This window comes from Kribbella catacumbae DSM 19601, assembly GCF_000372465.1.
Classification (GTDB): Bacteria; Actinomycetota; Actinomycetes; order Propionibacteriales; family Kribbellaceae; genus Kribbella; species Kribbella catacumbae.
Window position 1 is genome coordinate 128,381 of sequence record NZ_AQUZ01000005.1, and the last position, 19,958, is coordinate 148,338.

Sequence of the window (19,958 nt, forward strand, 5' to 3'; positions counted from 1 at the left end):
GGTGTCAACCTTTCCGGCGGCTCCTTCAAGCCGTTGTAACACTTTTGACTGCCCTCACAGGACAAACGACCAACGGTCAACGGCGTCACGTTACAGAGCCGTCTCAGCACTCCACGTGATCGTTACCCAGGGCAACCAATCGTCACGCGACCGGTACGACGACGGTCCCGGTTGCGCGCGTGATCACAAGCGGCTCGGCCAGTACTTCGGCCGCTGACTCCGACCGATCCGTGCGCCCGCGACAGACCACCGTGGCGACGAACTCGATCTCCCTGCTCCGGTTGCCGACCCGGGAGATCGTTGCCGTCGCCTCCACGACATCGCCGGCCCGCAACGGCTGCAGGAACTGCACGTCGGAGTAAGAAGCGAAAAGTCCTTCATCTCCGTCGGCCTGGATGCACACCTCGGTCGCGACGTCGCCGAACAGGCCGAGCACGTAAGCGCCGTCGACCAGGTTGCCGGCGTAGTGCGCGTGGCTGTAGGGCACATAGCGGCGGTGGGTGACAGTCAGGCCGATTGTTGCCCGTGACACCAACATAGTCATGCAGTTCTCCGAACGGGTGCGTGCTTGCGACGGGTGACAAGAGCATCGACCAGGTAGCTGGCCACTTCGCCAGGCGTGGTGCCGCGGCCGAACACCCGGTCCACTCCGAGCTCGCCGGCCATCTGCTCGGTGAAACGGGGGCCTCCGGCAACCAACACGGGACGCGCGTCCTCGGCATACGCCTCCCGGAAGGCGGCCGACATCTCCTTGGTGTTCAGCACGTGCGCCTCCCGCTGGGTGACCACCTGCGACACCAGGATCGCGTCCGCCTTCTCGGCCTTGGCCCGGCGAACCAGCTCCGGTACGGCGACCTGGGCACCGAGGTTGACCACCTTCAGCTCCCGGTAGTACTCCAGGCCCTTCTCCCCCGCGAACCCCTTGATGTTCATGATCGCGTCGATGCCGACGGTGTGCGCGTCGGTGCCGATGCAAGCGCCGACGATGGTCAGCCTGCGCCGCAGTCCCTTGCGGATGGCGAGGTTCGCGTCCTTCGGCGAAAGCAGCGGGTAGTCGCGCTCGATCACCTCGACCTTGTCGGTGTCGACCAGGTGGTTCACCGGTCCGTAGACGACGAAGAAGGTGAAGTCCGGACCCATCGGCTTGGCGTGCACGACCAGGGCCGGGTCCATCCCCATCTTGTTCGCGAGCTGGATCGCCGCGCCTTCGGCGCGCTTGTCATGCGGGATCGGCAGCGTGAACGACATCTGCACCATCCCGTCACCGGTGGTGTCCCCATAGGGCCGGATGATGGTCACTGCGCCTCCTCGAGCAGTTCGATCGCCGGGTTGTAGTACTGCGAGGAGCGGCGGGCCACGCCGTCCAGGCCGCGGCCGGCGTCCTGCGGTCGCTTCATCAGCCCGAAGGTTCCGTCGCCGATCGCGTTCAGCAGACCTTCGTCGACGATCCGTTCCAGCAGTTCCACCGACTCCCCCAGCACCTGCCGGGCGCGCTGGGCGATGAACCCGTCCGGTGCCGGATGGAAGTCATCATGAAGGTTGCCTGCGGCCCCCATCACGTAGCGCACGTTCTGCAGCGCCAGGTCGCGGTCGGAGATCCACGGCGTCACCACGGCCTCGGTCATCATGCCGACCAGCAGAATGCCCTGACCGGTCATCGCGCCGACCAGGTTGAAGAAACCGTCCAGCAGATAGCCACGGAAGACATCGCCCGTCATGTGCCGGGTCGGCGGCATCCACTTCAGCGGCGCGTCGGGGAACAGTTGCCGGGCGAGCATCGCGTGCGCGAGCTCCATCCGGAACGAGTCCGGGATCTCCGGGGTGATCTCGAACGCGTGCCCCAGTCCGAGCTGCCAGTCCTCGAGCCCGGCCTCCTTGGCGAAGTACTCGTTCAGCAACTGCGAGACCGTCACCGTGTGCGCGGCGTCGACCGCGTCGGCCGTGGTCAGGTAGTTGTCCTCGCCGGTGTTGATGATGATCCCGGCGCGGGCGTGGATCTGCCGGCTGAACCGCTGGTCCACGAAGGTCCGGATCGGGTTGATGTCGCGGAAGAGGATCCCGTACATCGAGTCGTTCAGCATCATGTCCAGCCGCTGCAGCCCGGCCAGCGTCGCGATCTCCGGCATGCACAGCCCGGACGCGTAGTTCGTCAGCCGGATGTAGCGCCCGAGCTCCCGCGACGACTCGTCGAGCGCCGCCCGCATCAGCCGGAAGTTCTCTTGCGTCGCATAGGTTCCGGCGAACCCTTCGCGGGTCGCGCCTTCCGGCACATAGTCCAGCAACGACTGCCCGGTCGACCGGATCACAGCGATGATGTCCGCGCCCGCGCGAGCCGCTGCCTGCGCCTGCGGAATGTCCTCGTAGATGTCGCCGGTGGCAACGATCAGATAGATCCACGGCCGCTGCTCGGGATCGCCGTGCTTCTTGATCATCCGGTCGCGCTCACGCCGCCGCCCGTCGACCTTCTTCATACCGGCTGCGGCAGCCTTCCGCGCGGCGGCCTGAGCCCGTACTGCGTCGCGCCCCTCCGGCAGCCGGAACGTCACCGACCCGGACGCGGCCTTCTGCGCAAGGACGGACAAGTCTTCCGCCTCGCCGCGCAGCAACGCGTCCCACACCGGCAACGCGAGCCCGTGCTCCAGGCCGACATCGGCCCGCACGGTGTCGGCGAGCCGGTTCACCCAGGGAATGCCCTCGGTGTCGGCGCCGGCCAGCCCCGCCAGGCGCAGTACGGCGCGCTCGACCGAGACCGTCGTGTGCTGCTTGGCGATGGTGACGATCGGCCGCCCGGCCTTGCGGGCCAGGCTGCGCACCTTGCGGACGGTGACCGGATCGAGGTCCAGCTTCTTCACTGCACGGGTCACGAGGACCATCCTTCAGAGTCGTACACGATGCGGCCGCCGACCACGGTCCGGCGACAGACAGGAACAGGTGCGTCATCACTCAGGTCGGGCAACACCGGCACGCCCGCCCGCGGATCGGTCGACCAGGCCGCGACCCGCTCGTCCGGGGTCTGTACGACAAGGTCCGCGTCGCTCTCCCAGACCGCGTACGTCGCCGCGGTTCCTGGCGCGAGTACGCCGGAGTCGTCGATGCCGGCCGCCCGCCAGCCACCACGCGTATGCGCGGCAAAGGCGGCCCGGACGGTGATCCGCTGCCCGGCTTCGTGATGGAACGCGGCAGCCCGAACAGCCTCCCACGGACCGACCTCGGTCACGGGCGAGTCCGACCCGAAGGCCAGTACTACGCCCGCGCGGGCGAGCGAACCGAAGGGGTTCATCCCCTCCCAACGGTCGCCGACGCGTTCGGCGTACATGTCGCTCGGTCCACCCCAGAGCCGGTCGAACATGGGCTGCACGCTGGCGACGACGCCGCATTGCGCGAGGGTGGCGATCGCGTCGTCGTCGACCATTTCGACGTGCTCCAGCCGATGCCGCGCGGCCACGAGAGCCTCGACGCCGACGATCCCGGCGGCGATTTCGAAGCCGCGCGCGATGTTGTCGAGGGCGGCGTCACCGATGCAGTGGAAGCCGGCCTGGACGTTCTTCTCCGTGCAGGCGATCACGTGCTCCGCGATCTGCTCAGCCGTGAGGTACGCATGACCGCAGTGATCACCCTTGTCCTCGTACGGCGCTCGCAGTGCGGCCGTCCGTGAGCCGAGAGCACCGTCAGCATTGAGATCGCCGGCCAGTCCCGCGAGGCCGTACTTCGTCACGTTGTCGAAGACGCCGGGCTCGCCCCAGTACAAGGTTGCCGACAGCCCCAATTCCTCGGCGGCCTGGCGGACCAGTGGCAACTCCCATAGCGGCCCGATGTGCGGTGCGGCCATCTCGTGGAAGGCGCCGATGCCACGCTCGGCCATGGCCCGGACGGCCGCACGAGCATCGGCAAGGCGCTGCTCGGGGCCGACCAACTCGCTCAACGCATCACGGACAGAGTGGTTTGCATCGCGCTCAACGCGGCCACTGACGCTGTACCCGACCTGAATGGTGAGGTCGGCGACAGCTGCCTTGAGGGCGGACGAGATGACGCCGGAGTGGCCGTCGACGCGGGAGAGGTAGACGCGGCGGCCGTCAGCAGCGCGATCCAGCTCCTCGGACGTCGGCGGCCGGCCCTCGGGCCACTTGGTCTCGTCCCAGCCGGCGCCGTCGATCACGGCGTCGGCTGGCAGGTTGGCGGCGAAGGCCTTGAGCCGGTCGAGTGCCTCGGTGAGGTTCGCAGTACCGGCGAGGTCGAGGCCGGTCAGCAGGGCGCCGGTCTGTGCGGTGTGGATGTGTGCGTCGACGAACGCGGGCGCGACGAGCTTGCCCTGCAGATCGATCACCTCGTCCGCACCGTTCGCGTACGAGGCCGCGCTGCTGTCGTCGCCGAGCCAGGTGACGACGCCGTCGTCGATGGCGATCGCTGTCGCGTGGGGGTCGGCGGGTGAGTAGACGGAACCGTTGGTCAGAAGTGTGCGCACGGACCTAATCCTCCGCCAGCCTGCCCTCGAACAAACCACGGACACCCGGCTCGTCCCGCAACAGCTTCAGCGCGTACTCCGCATGGCCCGGCACGTAGCCGTTGCCGACCAGCATCGTCACGTCCGCCGCAAGCCCCTCGGCGCCGAGCGCGGCGGCGGAGAACGAGGTCGCCATCGAGAAGAAGATGACGGTGCCACCGGCCTTCGTGGACAGCACCGCACCGTGCTCACAGCCCGGAACATCGACACAGACGACCGTGATGTCGGCAGCCTCGCCGGCACCGCCTCTCCCGACCTGGCTGTCACCGGTTTGCTCCAGCGCGCCTGCCCCGGCTTCCTCCATTGCGCCCGCCACTGCATTCGCGAGCGCGACCGGGTCGCGGGCGTCGGCGAGAGCGACAACGTCGGCGAGACCGGCCTTGTCGAGCTTGTCGGCCTCGGCCTGGAAAGGCACGATGCCGATCGTCCGAGCGGCGCCGGCATCACGCGCCGCGGCCAGGGAGAGCGACCCCGACTTACCTGCGCCGCCAATTACTGACACGACAGGCTTTGTGCCTTTGTCGACATACTCGCGCACCACGCGAGCGGTCAGGGCGGGTGCTCCGCAGACGTCCATCACGGCCAGCGAGAGCTCGGGAACGAGGTCGTCCGGGAGCTTCGCGACGATCGACCGGGCGAACAGAATCGCGTGCCCCTCGGCCGGCACCTGCTCACTGCGGCCGTCCCAGCGGGCGAGCCCGTCGGTGATCTGGAGTGGCGTCAGCGTCAGCGACACCAGCGTCGCGACCCGATCGCCCTTCCGTACTCCGAGCGGCGACTCCGGGCCGACCTCGTCGACCGTGCCGACGAGCATGCCGCCCGAGCCGGTGACCGGGTTCTGCATCTTGCCGCGCTCGCCGACGATTCGCAGTACCGCCTGCTTGACCGCCTCGCCGTCGCCGGCGTGCGCCTCGGCCAACTGCCGGTACGACGCGGCGTCCAGGTTGAGCCGCTCGACCGAGATCCGGACCTCGTCGGGCCACAGTTCCGGCCTGGCGTCGAGCTGCTGGGCAGCCTGCGGCAACACGCCGGCAGGTGCGATCACGCGATGCAGTCCGACGGGCGAACCTGGGGTGTCCGGCACGAGGCCTCCTTGGGTCAAGACGGGCAAAATACTAGTGTGGCGGTAGTACAGAGGAAATCTTGCGGTGATCTAATGGATCTACCATAAGTTCTATCGCTATCCTCACATGCGACCGACACCATCGTGGAGCCCCCAGGAGGACTCGTGACCGATCTGATCAGCCCGGAGCTTGCAGCTGCCGACCTGAACGAGCAGCCGTACGCGTACCGCCGGGCCGACCTCGTCGAGCCTGACTGGACCCGGATGCCCGGTTTCAAGGACGTCACCGCCGAGGAATGGCGCTCGGTGCAGTGGCAGCGGTCGCACTGCGTGAAGAACGTCAAGCAGTTGCGTGACATGATGGGCGACCTGCTCGAGGAGCGGGTCTACGAGGACCTGACGCGGGACCAGGCCGAGCGCGCGACGATGTCGATGCTGCTGCCGCCCCAGATGCTCAACACGATCGTCCCGAACGGCTCGGACGACTACACCGAGGCGTTCTACGCGGACCCGGTCCGCCGCTACATGCTGCCGATGTTCTCCGACCGCCGCTCGGACTGGCCGTCCCACCCGCACGCGACGCGGGACTCCCTGCACGAGCACGAGATGTGGGCCACGGAGGGGTTGACCCACCGCTACCCGACCAAGGTCCTGGCGGAGATCCTGCCGACGTGTCCGCAGTACTGCGGACACTGCACGCGGATGGACCTGGTCGGGAACTCGACCCCGGTGATCGACAAGCTGAAGTTCACGATCAAGCCGCAGCAGCGACTCGACGACATGCTCGACTACCTACGCCGCTCCCCCGGCGTCCGCGACGTCGTGGTGTCCGGTGGCGACGTGGCGAACATGCCCTGGCCCCGGCTGGAGGCGTTCCTGACCAGCCTGCTGGAGATCGAGAACATCCGCGACATCCGGCTGGCCACCAAGGCGCTGATGGGGATGCCGCAACACTGGCTGTCCGACGACGTCCGTTTTGGCGTGGAGCGGGTCGCCTCGATTGCCCGTAGCCGGGGCGTGATGGTTGCCATGCACACGCACGTGAACGCGGCGCAGTCGGTGACTCCGCTGGTGGCCGAGGCGACCAAGGCGATGTTCGAGGCCGGTCTGCGTGACGTCCGCAACCAGGGTGTGCTGATGCGCGGGGTCAACGACTCGGTGCCGGAGCTGCTCGACCTGTGCTTCGCGCTGCTCGACGGCGCCACCATCACGCCGTACTACTTCTACATGTGCGACATGATCCCGTTCTCCGAGCACTGGCGGGTGTCGGTGAAGGACGCCCAGCACCTGCAGCACGGGATCTTGGGCTACCTGCCGGGCTTCGCGACCCCGCGCATCGTCTGCGACGTCCCGTACGTCGGCAAGCGGTGGGTGCACCAGCTTTCGGAGTACGACGAGGTCCGTGGCATCTCGTACTGGAAGAAGAACTACCGGACCGGCATCGAGCACCAGGACCCGGAAGCACTGAACCGCACGTACGAGTACTACGACCCGATCGACACGCTGCCCGTCGAGGGCCAGAACTGGTGGAAGCAGCACGCCGGCGACTCGCTCGCCGAGGCCGAGAAGCGCGCCGCCGCGTCCCGTGATGCCGCCGAGGCGCAGAAGCTCCTCCAGATCAGCTGACCACTGGTGAGTGCGCTGGTGCCGTCGAACAGAGGATGACGGCACCAGCGGGCCTCCTTCCGGCGTTCAGTCGTTCGACGAAGCGTGGCTGATGATCACCCGCCCGAAGAACTGGCCGCGACGGTAGTAGGCCAGCGCCTCGGGAACCTCGTCGAACCCGAACGTGCGGTCGATCACCGGCTTCAGGCCACTCACGCCGACGGACCGATTCATTTCCAGGAACTGCCTGCGGCTGCCGACGGCCAGCGGGCGAATGGTCGCGCCCGTGCGGAAGATCGTTGCTGCTGACAACGGTTCGGCCTTTGCAGCGCCGCCCTGGCTGACACCGACCAGGGTCACCTCGCCGCCGAGCGCGGCCGCCCGGACCGACTGGTCGAGTACGCCGGCGACGTCGATCACGTGGTCGGCACCGCGCTGGCCGGTCAGAGCGCGTACTTCCTCGTACCAGTGCGGATTCTTGCTGTAGTCGACGACCGCACTCGCGCCGAGGTCCTTCAGGCGATCGGCCTTCGCCGGGCTCGACGAGGTCGCGATCACCTCGGCGCCGGCCAGCTTCTCGAACTGCAGGGCGAACAGGCTGACCCCGCCCGAGCCCAGCGTCAGAACGGTCTCCCCCGGTTGGAGTCCGTGGCCGCCAGTGAGTGCGTTCCAGGCGGTCAGGCCGATCAACGGGAAGGCGGCGGCTTCGTCGTACGAGAGGTGCTCGGGGATCGGTACGACGCCGGACTCGGGCAGTACGGCGTACTCGGTGAGGAGGCCGTCGAGCGAACTACCGAGCTGGGCGGCGTAGTCGAAGCAGAACGAGCCGTCGATCCAGTGCGGGAAGACGGTGGCGGCTACGCGTTCGCCTACCTTCACCTGGTGGACCGCAGCTCCGATCGCGACGACCTCACCGACTCCTTCGCACCCGGCCACCACGCCGGGCGTGATCTGCAGCGGATAGTCGCCCTCGAGGACCAGCAGCTCGCGGAGGCTGAGCGCGTTCGCACGGATCCGGACCAGCACCTGGCCTGCGCCTGGTTCGGGCACGGGCCGCTGCCTGGTCTCGAGTTCGCCGAGGCCCTGGCCCGCGGTCACGTGATAGCTCTTCATCGTTTCGTCCAAGTCTGGTTGGCGGTTCGGTGAGAGCAATCGTTCGGTCTGCCGGATAGTGCGGCAATTCCCGGCGAGGAATCGCCCCCGGCGCGCTACTGTCATCAGACAGGGGAAGCATGGGGGTGGGTTCGATGGGCTGGTACAGCGTGCGGTGCATCTTCCAGCTGAACGGGATCCGTGCGGACGATTCGCCGTACGAGGAACGCATCACGCTGTGGCGGGCCGAGGACTTCGACTCGGCGATCGAGCTGGCGGAAAACGATGCGCTCGACTACATCGAGGACACCGACTGGGCGTACCTGGGCCTGGCTCAGTGCTTCTACCTCGGCGACGACGTCAACCAGATCCTCCAGGGCACCGAGGTCTACTCGCTGATCCGCAGCAGCCCGCTCGCGCCCGACCAGTACCTCGACACGTTCTTCGACACGGGTACGGAGCACCAGCGCAGTACGGACGATCTTCCTGGTCCCTCGACTCGCTAACCTCCTGGGCGTGACCGACCACCTTGCCGCAACCAGGGCGTCGTACGACGCCGTCGCCGACAACTACACCGAGTTCGTGGCTGGGCTGCTGGAGGGCAACCCGATGATGCGGGCGGTGCTGGGGGCGTTTGCCGAGCTGGTGGAAGGGCCAGTTGTCGAGGTGGGATGCGGGCCTGGGAACATCACCAGTCACCTGGCTTCGCTCGGGGTGTCGGTGCATGGTGTCGATCTGGCGCCGCGGATGGTGGAGATCGCGCGGGCGGCGTACCCGGGGCTGCGGTTCGAGGTCGGCTCGATGACCGACCTCGGGCTGCCTGATGGTTCGTTGGGCGGGGTGATTGCGTGGTACTCGATTTTCCATCTGCCGCCGGATGAGCTGCCGGGCGTGTTCGCGGGCTTTCATCGGGTGCTGTCGGCGGGTGGGCGGCTGCTCATCGGGACACATGTCGGTGGTGATGAGCATGTGCGGCCGTCGGAGGCGTATGGCGGCGTGAAGGTGTCCTACGAGGCGTACTTCGTGCCGGTGGACCGGATCGTGGAGTTGGTCCGGGCTGCGGGTTTCACGATCACCGCGCAACTCGTTGAGCCCGGCAACAAGCCGGGCCGGTCGTACCTATCGCTCTTCGCCCAGAAGGACTAGAGCGCGGCCCGGGCGACTTACCTGCCAGGCACCCATCCGGCGCTCCAGCGACTGACCGGTGCTCAAGGTTGGGGGCACCCGCGGCAAGGGCTCGACTTTGAGCACCCGCCAGGCATCCGCTTGGCGATCCGGCGACTGGCCGGTGCTCAAGGTCGGGGTTAGAGCGCGGGTGGGCGGCGCTCGTACGGCGTACTGAGGACGATCGTGGTTGTGGTGGAGACGTTGGCGCGGGCGCGGATCACGGCGAGCAGGTTCTCCAGCGCGGCCGGCGTGGCGACCCGGACGATCAGGACGTAGCTTGAGTCGCCAGCCACCGAGTAGCAGGACTCGATCTCGCGTACGTCCCGCAACCGCTCCGGCGAATCGTCCGGCTGGGACGGATCGATCGGCCGGATCGAGATCAGCGCCGTCAACGGCAGATCGAGCGCGGTGTGGTCGATCGTCGCCGCGTAGCCCAGGATGATCCCCCGCTGCTCCAGCCGCTTCACCCGCTGATGCACCGCCGACGTCGACAGCCCGGTCGCCTTCCCCAGGTCGGTGAAGCTCATCCGCCCATCAGACGCGAGCAACGCCACAATCTTGCGATCCAGGTCCTCCATGCGCAGACCTTACTCTGGGGAACCGTTCCCGAGCATCTGTGCGCGCGGGGGTGGACGGAGTGGCTAGCTGCCTGCGCTTGCTCCTGCGTCGCATGCTCCAGCGATGTGACGGGCGTTGTGCTCACTCCTGCGTCGCATGCTCCGGCGAGGTAGCTCCTGCGTGCGCGGACCGCCACCACTCATGAACCTCCTGCTCCCGTCACCCGCCAGGCTCAGCCAAGGCTGCGTCGCGGGCTTCGCCGGAGGTTTATGAGTGCTGGCGGTCCGGGGCCTCACCTGCCTACCGCTCGGAGTGGCCACACCCACGACCCGCCCGACTGCGTCGCAGGTGGGATGGCCGGCGGCCTGCGCCACCCCTCCCCGACTTTGTGCACGACGTGAGCATTGGCCAAGCCCGCCAGAAGACTCACGCCGAGCACAAGGTCGAGGCAGACCGGCGTGGGCAGACCCAAGGGATGTGAAAGCATCACCCGCATGGCTCAGAGGCTCATGTTGCTGGATACCGCGTCGCTCTACTTCCGTGCGTTCTTCGGGGTGCCTGACACGATGAAGGCTGCCGACGGTACGCCGACCAACGCGATCCGTGGGCTGCTCGACTTCATCGCGCGGCTGGTCGAGAACCATCAGCCGACTCACCTCGTCGCCTGCTGGGACGACAACTGGCGGCCGTCGTGGCGGGTTGCGCTGATTCCGTCGTACAAGGCTCAGCGGGTCGAGTTCGTCACCGCCGGCGGCGACCAGGTCGAGGACGTGCCCGACCGTCTCGAGCTGCAGGTGCCCTACATCCGCGCCTGCCTGGAGGCGCTCGGGATCGCCATCGTCGGCGCCCCCGACCACGAGGCCGATGACGTGATCGGCACCCTGTCCCACCGGGCGACGATGCCGGTCGACGTGGTCACCGGCGACCGGGACCTATTCCAGTTGATCGACGACGCGCGCGGCATCCGGATCATCTACACCGCCGCCAAGGGCGTGGGCCGCGCCGACGTGTACGACGAGAAGGCGCTGCTCGCGAAGTACGAGATCCCCGCCAGCCGGTACGCCGACTACGCCACGCTGCGCGGCGACGCGTCGGACGGGCTGCCTGGCGTCAAGGGAGTCGGCGACAAGACGGCCTCGTCGCTCATCACGGCGTACGGCGGCCTCGACGAGATCCGCGCGGCCGCCGCCGACCCGGGTACGCCGATGTCGCCCTCGGTCAAGCGGAAGATCCTCGACTCGAGCGACTACCTCGACGTCGCGCCCAAGGTGGTCGCGGTGGCCAAGGACGCACCCGTCGGCAGCTTCGATCCGGCGATGCCGACCGAGGTGCACGACCCCGAGCGCTGGCTCGACCTGGTCGAACTGCTCGAACTCGGTGGCAGCGCCCAGCGCGTGATGTCCGCTCTCAAACTCGGCCCGAAGGGAACTGCATGACCACCACGCTCGAGCTCGCCGGCCGGTACGCCGAAAGCATCGTCACCCTGCGCCGGGCCCTGCACCAAGTACCGGAGTACGACCTCGATCTGCCGAAGACCCAAGCCCTGATCCTGGAGGCACTCGAAGGCCTCGACCTGGAGATCACCCTGGGCAAGGAGCTCTCCTCAGTCACCGCCGTACTGCGTGGTGGCGCCGGCCCCGGTCCTGTCGTGTTGCTGCGTGGCGACATGGACGCGCTGCCGGTCACTGAGCGAGTGGACCTGCCGTACAAGTCGACGCATCCCGGGCTGATGCATGCCTGCGGCCACGATCTGCACGTCGCCGGTCTGGTCGGCGCGGTGAAGATCCTGCACGACCTGCGTGACCAGCTGGCGGGCGATGTGGTGTTCATGTTCCAGCCGGGTGAAGAGACCACCGGCGGGGCGCCGATCATGATCCGCGAGGGACTCCTGAAGATCGCCGGGCGGCGCGTCGATTCGGCGTACTGTCTGCACGTCCAGTCGGCGGGAGATCCGCTCGGGGTGTGGAACAGCAAGGCGGGGCCGTTCATGGCGGCCGCGGACCAGCTGAGCGTCCGCGTGGTCGGCGAGGGCGCGCACGGCTCCGAGCCGTACCGCGGCAAGGACCCGATTCCCGTGCTCTGCGAGATGGTGGTCGCGCTGCAGACGATGGTGACGCGGCAGTTCGACGTGTTCGACCCGGTGGTGCTCACGGTCGGGCGGATCGCCGGCGGGACCAAGGAGAACATCATCCCCGACGATGCCTACTTCGACGCGACCATCCGCACCTTCTCGGCCGAGAGCCAGCTCAAGGTCCAGGAGGCGAGCGTCCGCCTGGTCGAGCACCTGGCCGCCGCCCACGGGCTGACCGTCGAGGCCGACTACCGGGTCGGGTATCCGGTCACGGTCAACGACGAGCAGGAGTACCAGTTCGCGCGGCAGACGATCGTCGACCTGTTCGGTCCTGCCCGTTTCCGCGAACGCGCTCACGCCGAGTGCGGCGCCGAAGACATGTCGTTCGTCCTCAACGAGGTCCCCGGCGCCTACGTCAACCTCAGCGCCTGCGGAGCCCCCGACCCCGACCGCGCCGCCGACAACCACTCCCCCCTCGCCGACTTCGACGACTCGGTCCTCCCCGACGCCGCCGCCCTCCTCTCCGAACTAGCAGTACGCCGCCTCGCCCGCGGCCACTGACAGCCGGCCGGCGACCTCGAACAGGTCATGCCTTGTCCGAGGTCGCCGCGTGGTGTTGAGGTTGCCGGGGTCAGCGCGCTGGCGGACCTGCCGGTACTGCGGGGGCTGCGGCAAGTTCCTCGTCGATGTCGACGATTGCGCCGCTGAACTGGGCGTTGTAGAGGCGGGCGTAGGCGCCGTCTGCTGCTAGTAGTTGCTGGTGGCTGCCTTGTTCGACGATGGAGCCGTCTTCCATGACCAGGATCAGGTCCGCGTCGCGGATCGTGGACAAGCGGTGCGCGATCACGAAGCTTGTCCGGTCTGAACGCAGGGCTGCCATTGCTCGTTGGACCAGTACTTCGGTTCGGGTGTCGACCGAGCTGGTGGCCTCGTCGAGGATCAGCAGTTGCGGGTCGGACAGGAAGGCGCGCGCGATGGTGAGCAACTGCTTCTCGCCGGCGCTGACGTTGCTGCCCTCTTCGTCGATCACCGTGTCGTACCCGTCCGGCAGGCTGTGCACGAAGCGATCCACGTACGTCGCCTTGGCGGCGGCGAGCATGTCCTCCTCGGTCGCCTTCAGGTTGCCGTACAGGATGTTGTCGCGGATCGTCCCGCCGAACAGCCAGGTGTCCTGCAGCACCATCCCGATCCGCCGGCGCAGGTCGTGCCGGGTCAGCTCGGTGATGTCCACGCCGTCCAGCGTGATCCGGCCGCCGTTCAGCTCGTAGAACCGCATGACCAGGTTGACCAGTGTCGTCTTGCCGGCTCCCGTCGGACCGACGATCGCGACCGTGTGCCCTGGTTCGGCGACCAGGCTCAGGTCGGTGATCAGCGGCTTGTCCGGGCTGTACGAGAACGACACGTGCTCGAACTCGACCCGCCCATGCGACTCGGCCAGCTTGGTCGGTGCCGCCTCGTCCGGGACCTGCTCAGTGGCATCCAGTACTTCGAACACCCGCTCGGCCGAGGCCACTCCGGACTGCAACAGGTTCGCCATCGACGCCACCTGGGTGAGCGGCTGGGTGAACTGGCGGGAGTACTGGATGAACGCCTGCACGTCACCCAGCGACATCGTGCCGGAGGCGACCCGCAGACCGCCGATCACCGCGATCACCACATAGTTCAGGTTCCCGATGAACATCATCGACGGCATGATCAGCCCGGAGATGAACTGCGCGCCGAAGGAGGCCTGATAGAGCTCCTCGTTCTTCTTCGCGAAACTCGCCTCGATCTCCTTCTGCCGGCCGAACACCTTGACCAGCTCGTGGCCGGTGAAGGCCTCCTCGATCTGGCCGTTCAGCGCGCCGGTGTGCCGCCACTGGTCGACGAAGCGAGTCTGCGAACGCTTCGCGATCATCGCCGTCAGCACCATCGAGATCGGGATCGTGACCAGCGCGATCAGCGCCAGCACCGGCGAGATCACGAACATCAACGTGACCACACCGATCACCGTCAGCAGCGAGGTGAGCAGCTGGCTCAGCGTCTGCTGCAGGCTGGTCGAGATGTTGTCGATGTCGTTGGTGACCCGGCTCAGCAGCTCACCGCGTGGCGCGCCGTCGAAGTAGCTCAGCGGCAGCCGGTTGAGCTTGTCCTCCACCTCGGACCGCAGCTCGAACATCGTCCGCTGGACCACCCCGTTCAGGATGTAGCCCTGCATCCAGGAGAGCAGGAACGACCCGACGTACAGGGCCAGGACCAGCAGCAACACGTTGCGCAGGGCATCGAAGTCGATACCGACGCCCGGGATCAGGTCGATCCCGCCGAGCAGGTCGGCGAACCGTCCGTTGCCGGAGGCCCGGGCCTGTTCGATCACCTGCTGCTTGGTCAGGTCCTTCGGCAGGTCCTTGCCGATGGCACCTTCGAAGATGATGTCGGTCGCCCGGCCGAGGATCTTCGGCCCGAGCACCGACAGCCCGACGCTGGCGATCGCGAGCAGGATCACCCCGAACACGTGCATCCGGTGCGGGCGCAGCCGCCGGAGCAGCCGCTTGGCGGACGGGACGAAGTTCATCGACTTGTCCCCCGGGATGCCGCCGGGCGGCCCGAAGGCGCGCCCCGTGGTCGGGCGGTCGGTCGCCTTGACCGTCTCGGCCGGCTGGTCTTCGCCGGCTACTTCTTCCAGCTTCTGATCCGTCATGCTGCTTCCTCCGCGGACCGCTGGGACGCCACGATCTCGACGTACGTCGGACAGGTCTCGAGTAGTTCGCCATGGTTGCCCTTGCCAACGACCTCGCCGTCCTCGACAACGACGATCTGGTCGGCGTCGATGATCGTGGACACCCGCTGGGCGACGATCACGACGCAGGCCTCGACGGTCACCGGCGCCAGCGCGGCGCGCAGCCTTGCGTCAGTGGACAGGTCAAGCGCGGAGAACGAGTCGTCGAACAAGTAGATCTCCGGCTTGCGGACCAGCGCCCGGGCGATCGCCAGCCGCTGCCGCTGACCACCCGACACGTTGGTGCCGCCCTGCGAGATCGGCGCCTCCAGCCCGAGGGCCATTCCCTCGACAAAGTCCTTGCCCTGCGCAATCTCCAGTGCCTCCCACAGCTCCTCGTCGGTGGCGTCGGGATTGCCGTAGCGCAGGTTGCTCGCCACCGTTCCGGAGAACAGGTACGGGCGCTGTGGGACCAGACCGATCCGCTCCCACAACATGTCGGGCTCGATCTCCCGTACGTCGACGCCGTCCACGAGGACCCGTCCTCCGGTGGCGTCGAACAGTCGTGGCACGAGCGACAGCAGAGTCGTCTTGCCCGCACCGGTACTACCGATGATGGCTGTCGTCTGACCACGCGACGCGGTGAAGCTGACGTCCCGCAGTACGGGCTCGGCCGCGCCGGGGTACTGGAAGGTGGCGTGCTCGAAGACCAGTTCTCCGGTACCGGCGAACTGCCTGATCGGGGTGACCGGCGGGCGGACCGAGGACTCGGTGCTCAGTACCTCGCTGATCCGGTCCGCGCAGACCGCGGCGCGCGGCACCATGATCATCACGAAGGTCGCCATCATCACCGAGAACAGGATCTGGATCAGGTAGCTGATGAACGCGGTCAGCGCACCGACCTGCATCGCGCCGCTGTCCACCCGGGAGGCGCCGAACCACAGCACCGCGACGGTGGACAGGTTCAGGATCAGCATCACCACCGGGAAGACCAGCGCCATCAGCCGGCCGGCCGAGATCGCGGTGTTGGTGACGTTCGTGTTCGCCTCGCCGAAGCGCTCCGTCTCGTGCGGCTCGCGGACGAAGGCCCGGACCACCCGGATGCCGGTGATCTGCTCGCGCAGTACCCGGTTGACCCCGTCGATGTTGACCTGCATCTTGCGGAACTGCGGCACCATCCGGCTGGCGATCAGCCCGATCGATGCCGCCAGCAACGGGACGGCGACGGCCACCAGCCAGGACAGCCCGACATCCTCGCGGACCGCCATGAAGATGCCACCGACCATCGTGATCGGCGCGGCGACGAGCATCGTGCAGGTCGTCACGACCAGCATCTGCACCTGGGTGACGTCGTTCGTACTGCGGGAGATCAGCGTCGGCGCGCCGAACTGGTTGACCTCGCGGGCCGAGAACTCCCCGACCCGGTGGAACACCGCGGCACGCACGTCGCGGCCGAACAGTGCGGCGGTCTTCGCACCGAAGTACACGGCCGCCACGGTGCAGACGATCTGCACCACGCTGATGCCCAGCATCCAGCCGCCGTTCTCGAGGATGTAGCCGGTATCGCCCTTGGCGACGCCGTTGTCGATGATGGCGCCGTTCAGGCTGGGCAGGTAGAGGGAGGCGATCGTCCCGATCAGTTGCAGGACGACCACCATGGACAGGTTGCCGGCGTACGGGCGTAGGTGCGTACGCAGCAGGCGAAGTAGCATCAGCGATCCCCGGAGTCGTGGATTCGGACACCGTCGAGCGCGAAGTCGACGATCTCCTCGGCGGTCAGAATCCGACCGGCCGAAATCATTGGGTGGGAGGCGGAGAAGATGATCAGCCGCATCCGGTGACAGACCTCTTCCGGCGTCAGCCGCAACTGATCGGCGTCCGGCCGGATGAGGTCGGTGAAGACCTCGTCGGCGCGGGCGTTGTCGGCTTTGACCCGGGCCTGCTCCTCGGGCGTGCCCTCGAAGTCCGGCCGCCGGTTCATCCGCAGCGCGAAGAAGAGCTTGAAGACCTTGCTCAGCCGGGTCTGGGAGATGTCGACCGCGGCGATCAGCCGCTCCCGCAACGGCAGCAGCGGGTCGACCTTGCTCAGCGCCTCGATCAGCGGCTCTACGTCGAACGCGGTCTTGAAGGTGGCTTTGATCAAGGCATCCTTGCTGCCGAAGGCGCGGAAGATCGTGCCCTCGGCGACGCCGGCCGCCTCGGCGATCTGCCGGCTGCTCACCTCGACGCCGTACTTCTCCAGCAACGGCAGGGTCGCCTGGACCAGCGCGGCGCGGCGCTCGTCAGGTGGCATGGGTGTCGCTCGTGGGCTCACCCGATCGAGGCTAACTGAGTGAGCACTCACTCACAACAGCATTTATCGATTTCCCAGAAGTGTCGCGATTCCGTCCACGACCCGCGCGAGGCCGAACTCGAAGCCGTGGTCCGAGTTGTACGGCGCGTCGAACTCCTGCCCGACCGTGGTCCCGACCCGGGACGCCAGCGGGAACTTCGTCGCATCGCCGATCTTCTGCAGCAACGGCTCGTGGGCGAACCACCACTCCTTGTCCGTGATCCCAGAACGCTGAATCACCGACGCGGCCTCCACCGCACTCCGTACTGCGCCGTGCACGTACCCGTTGACCAGGGCGACCGCCGCATCCATCTCTACGTCGGTCAGACCGATCCCCTCGACCGCACTCAGTTCGTACTCGTACTTCACCATCACCCCGGGACCCAGCGGCGGCCGGCTCACCGCGACGTGCAGCAGCCACGGGTGCGCCAGGTACATCTCGCGGTTCTCGCGGGCGACCTCGTCGAGCCGGGCCCGCCAGTCGCCGGGCACCTCGCGCCGCGGCAGTTCGCCGTACACGGTGTCGACCATCAGGTCGAGCAACTCCCCCTTGCCCGGCACGTAGCGGTACAGCGTCATCGCGCCGACGCCCAACTCGTCCGCGACCCGGCGGATCGACATCGCCGCGAGCCCCTCGGCGTCCGCGATCTTGATCGCCGCGGTCACGATCTTGTCGACGCTGAGCGCAGGCTTGGGCCCGCGGGTCGGCTTCGATTGAAGACCCCACAGCAGTTCTAGGCTCTTGGCGGGGTCGCCGCTACCGCTGTACTCCTGATTCATGTGCGCGATCTTCTCCGATTGGCTACACTCTCGCAGTTACCTCGTACAGCGTACTCAGTAAGGGTGGGAGCTTGACCTCTAGTTTTGTTGAGGTTCTACGGTCGGAAACTGTCGGTGGTCAAGAGGATCATCGGCCTTCCCTTGTCCTCGACACCGGAGCGACGTCGTGAGTATGGAAATGACCGCGTGGACTTCGATGTACCACGCGATGCACAGGCAGGACGAGAAGCGTCCGTTCTCGAAGGAGACGCTGCTGCGGATCCTGGCATTCGCACGGCCGCACCGGCGTCAACTGATCCTCTTCCTGGTACTGAGCGTCGGCGGCGCCATCCTCGCCGTCGCCACGCCGGTGCTGGCCGGCCGCGTGGTGGACGCGATCGTCAAGGAGAAGCCTCTCAGCACCCTGCTCTGGCTGGCCGGCGTGATCGCCCTGATCGCCGTCGTGGAGGCCGGGCTCGGGCTGCTCACCCGCTGGCTGAGCGCGGGGATCGGTGAGGGCCTGATCCTCGATCTGCGGACCGCCGTGTTCGACCACATCCAGAAGATGCCGATCGCGTTCTTCACCCGGACCCGGACGGGTGCGCTCGTCTCCCGGCTGAACAACGACGTGATCGGCGCCCAGCGGGCGTTCAGCGACACACTGTCCGGCGTGGTGAGCAACCTGGTGATGCTGGTGCTCACCCTGTTCGTGATGCTGCGGATGTCCTGGCAGATCACCCTGCTCGCGCTGGTGATCCTGCCGGTCTTCGTGATCCCGGCCCGCCGGATCGGCAACCGGCTGGCCTCGCTGGAGCGAGAAGCGGCCAACTACAACGCGACCATGAGCACCCAGATGACCGAGCGGTTCTCGGCACCGGGCGCGACGCTGGTCAAGCTCTTCGGGCGGCCGGTGCGCGAGTCGCACGAGTTCGCCGTCCGGGCCCGGCGGGTGCGCGACATCGGCGTCCGGACCGCGATGGTGCAGTGGGTGTTCGTCACCTCGCTGACACTCGTCTCGGCCTTGGCGCTGGCGGTCGTCTATGGGCTGGGCGGCTTCTATGCACTGCGCGATCAGCTCGACGCGGGAACGGTCGTGGCGATGGCTCTGCTGCTGACGCGGCTCTACTCCCCGCTGACCGCACTGGCGAGCGCTCGGCTCGAGGTGATGACCGCGCTGGTCAGCTTCGAGCGGGTCTTCGAGATCCTCGATCTCAAGCCGCTGATCAAGGACAAGCCGGATGCCGGGGTGGTGCCGCCCGGGCCGGTGTCGGTCGAGTTCAAGAACGTGCAGTTCGCCTATCCGTCGGCGGACAAGGTGTCGCTGGCCTCGCTGGAAGAGGTGGCCAAGCTCGACACGCGCGGCGGCGTCGAAGTACTGCATGAGATCTCTTTCAAGGCCGAGGCCGGACAGATGGTCGCGCTGGTCGGATCCTCCGGAGCCGGCAAGTCGACGATCGCGCAACTGATCCCCCGCCTGTACGACGTGGACTCGGGGTCGGTGCAGCTGGCCGGGGTCGACGTGCGGGACGTGTCGGCGGAGTCGCTGCGGGACACGCTGGGCATGGTGACCCAGGACGGGCACCTGTTCCACGACTCGATCCGGGAGAATCTGCTGCTCGCGCGGCCCGAGGCGACCGAGGCCGATCTGTGGGAAGCCCTGACGCGGGCGCGACTCGGCGACTTGATCCGTTCGCTGCCCGATCAGCTGGAGACGGTCGTCGGTGAGCGCGGGTACCGGCTGTCCGGTGGTGAGCGGCAGCGGTTGACGATCGCGCGCTTGCTGCTCTCTCAGCCGCGGGTCGTGCTCCTGGACGAGGCCACGGCGGCTCTCGACTCGACATCGGAGGCGGCTGTGCAGGCCGCGTTGGCCGAGGCGCTGGACGGCCGGACGGCCGTGGTGATCGCGCACCGGCTCTCCACCATCCGGGCCGCCGACCAGATCCTGGTGATCGAAGACGGGCGGATCGTCGAGCAGGGCACGCACACGGAGTTGCTCGCCGCCGCCGGTCGGTACGAGGAGCTTCACCGCACGCAGTTCGAACAGGCGGGCGCAACCGGAGACGTTCCGGTCGCCGCGGTCTGAGCTCGTTCGAGACAAAGTTCCGTTCAAGACTG

17 protein-coding genes are annotated in these 19,958 nt (G+C 67.4%); 6 read left to right on the top strand and 11 right to left on the bottom strand.

Going from position 1 to position 19,958, the window contains the following annotated elements; genetic code table 11:
- Positions 1–142: 142 nt before the first annotated feature.
- The 5 genes from kal to kdd are packed head-to-tail and all read right to left on the bottom strand — an operon-like array spanning position 143 to position 5,585.
- Complete coding sequence (kal, locus tag A3ES_RS0107465; RefSeq protein ID WP_237744875.1) at positions 143–544, bottom strand: 3-aminobutyryl-CoA ammonia lyase; 402 nt, start codon at positions 542–544, stop codon at positions 143–145.
- Entirely contained in the window at positions 541–1,299 is a 759-nt protein-coding gene (kamE, locus tag A3ES_RS0107470) for a lysine 5,6-aminomutase subunit beta (protein WP_020386167.1), read from the bottom strand. The genes kal and kamE overlap by 4 nt, the downstream gene beginning before the upstream one ends.
- Entirely contained in the window at positions 1,296–2,864 is a 1,569-nt protein-coding gene (gene kamD / locus A3ES_RS0107475; RefSeq protein ID WP_020386168.1) for a lysine 5,6-aminomutase subunit alpha, read from the bottom strand. The genes kamE and kamD overlap by 4 nt, the downstream gene beginning before the upstream one ends.
- Entirely contained in the window at positions 2,861–4,462 is a 1,602-nt protein-coding gene (locus A3ES_RS0107480) for an amidohydrolase (RefSeq protein WP_020386169.1), read from the bottom strand. The genes kamD and A3ES_RS0107480 overlap by 4 nt, the downstream gene beginning before the upstream one ends.
- 4 nt (positions 4,463–4,466) lie before the next feature.
- A complete protein-coding gene (kdd, locus tag A3ES_RS0107485) occupies positions 4,467–5,585 on the bottom strand; it encodes an L-erythro-3,5-diaminohexanoate dehydrogenase (RefSeq protein WP_020386170.1) in 1,119 nt (372 codons plus the stop codon).
- 144 nt (positions 5,586–5,729) lie between these two features.
- Here kdd and A3ES_RS0107490 point away from each other — a divergent pair, with 144 nt between their 5' ends.
- The gene (locus A3ES_RS0107490) at positions 5,730–7,190 is read left to right on the top strand and encodes a KamA family radical SAM protein (protein ID WP_020386171.1); all 1,461 of its coding nucleotides are present in this window, start codon (positions 5,730–5,732) and stop codon (positions 7,188–7,190) included.
- 66 nt (positions 7,191–7,256) lie between these two features.
- On the opposite strand, the gene A3ES_RS0107495 is transcribed toward A3ES_RS0107490, so the two are convergent.
- Positions 7,257–8,282: a zinc-dependent alcohol dehydrogenase family protein gene (locus A3ES_RS0107495; RefSeq protein ID WP_020386172.1), complete on the bottom strand. Its 1,026-nt coding sequence runs from the start codon at positions 8,280–8,282 to the stop codon at positions 7,257–7,259.
- A gap of 134 nt (positions 8,283–8,416) precedes the next feature.
- On the opposite strand from A3ES_RS0107495, the gene A3ES_RS0107500 reads away from it, so the two are divergent.
- Positions 8,417–8,767: a DUF4288 domain-containing protein gene (locus tag A3ES_RS0107500; RefSeq protein ID WP_026162641.1), complete on the top strand. Its 351-nt coding sequence runs from the start codon at positions 8,417–8,419 to the stop codon at positions 8,765–8,767.
- A 10-nt stretch (positions 8,768–8,777) separates the two neighbouring features.
- A complete protein-coding gene (locus tag A3ES_RS0107505) occupies positions 8,778–9,407 on the top strand; it encodes a class I SAM-dependent DNA methyltransferase (RefSeq protein ID WP_020386174.1) in 630 nt (209 codons plus the stop codon).
- A gap of 158 nt (positions 9,408–9,565) precedes the next feature.
- On the opposite strand, the gene A3ES_RS0107510 is transcribed toward A3ES_RS0107505, so the two are convergent.
- Complete coding sequence (locus A3ES_RS0107510; protein ID WP_020386175.1) at positions 9,566–10,006, bottom strand: Lrp/AsnC family transcriptional regulator; 441 nt, start codon at positions 10,004–10,006, stop codon at positions 9,566–9,568.
- Between the two features lie 489 nt (positions 10,007–10,495).
- On the opposite strand from A3ES_RS0107510, the gene A3ES_RS0107515 reads away from it, so the two are divergent.
- Positions 10,496–11,422: a 5'-3' exonuclease gene (locus A3ES_RS0107515; protein ID WP_020386176.1), complete on the top strand. Its 927-nt coding sequence runs from the start codon at positions 10,496–10,498 to the stop codon at positions 11,420–11,422.
- Positions 11,419–12,618, top strand: coding sequence for a M20 metallopeptidase family protein (locus A3ES_RS0107520; protein ID WP_020386177.1), 1,200 nt, complete (start codon positions 11,419–11,421; stop codon positions 12,616–12,618). The genes A3ES_RS0107515 and A3ES_RS0107520 overlap by 4 nt, the downstream gene beginning before the upstream one ends.
- 70 nt (positions 12,619–12,688) lie before the next feature.
- Here A3ES_RS0107520 and A3ES_RS0107525 read toward each other — a convergent pair whose 3' ends face one another.
- The 4 genes from A3ES_RS0107525 to A3ES_RS0107540 are packed head-to-tail and all read right to left on the bottom strand — an operon-like array spanning position 12,689 to position 17,864.
- Positions 12,689–14,734, bottom strand: coding sequence for an ABC transporter ATP-binding protein (locus A3ES_RS0107525; protein WP_020386178.1), 2,046 nt, complete (start codon positions 14,732–14,734; stop codon positions 12,689–12,691).
- Positions 14,731–16,464 (bottom strand): ABC transporter ATP-binding protein, encoded by a 1,734-nt coding sequence (locus A3ES_RS0107530; protein WP_020386179.1) that lies wholly within the window; start codon positions 16,462–16,464, stop codon positions 14,731–14,733. The genes A3ES_RS0107525 and A3ES_RS0107530 overlap by 4 nt, the downstream gene beginning before the upstream one ends.
- Positions 16,464–17,066 (bottom strand): TetR/AcrR family transcriptional regulator, encoded by a 603-nt coding sequence (locus tag A3ES_RS0107535; RefSeq protein WP_237744878.1) that lies wholly within the window; start codon positions 17,064–17,066, stop codon positions 16,464–16,466. The genes A3ES_RS0107530 and A3ES_RS0107535 overlap by 1 nt, the downstream gene beginning before the upstream one ends.
- Before the next feature lie 42 nt (positions 17,067–17,108).
- Positions 17,109–17,864 carry a TetR/AcrR family transcriptional regulator gene (locus A3ES_RS0107540; protein WP_020386181.1) on the bottom strand — a complete coding sequence of 252 codons (756 nt, stop codon included), beginning with the start codon at positions 17,862–17,864 and terminating at the stop codon, positions 17,109–17,111.
- Between the two features lie 178 nt (positions 17,865–18,042).
- Here A3ES_RS0107540 and A3ES_RS0107545 point away from each other — a divergent pair, with 178 nt between their 5' ends.
- Positions 18,043–19,926 carry an ABC transporter ATP-binding protein gene (locus A3ES_RS0107545; protein ID WP_020386182.1) on the top strand — a complete coding sequence of 628 codons (1,884 nt, stop codon included), beginning with the start codon at positions 18,043–18,045 and terminating at the stop codon, positions 19,924–19,926.
- The last annotated feature ends 32 nt before the right edge of the window (positions 19,927–19,958 follow it).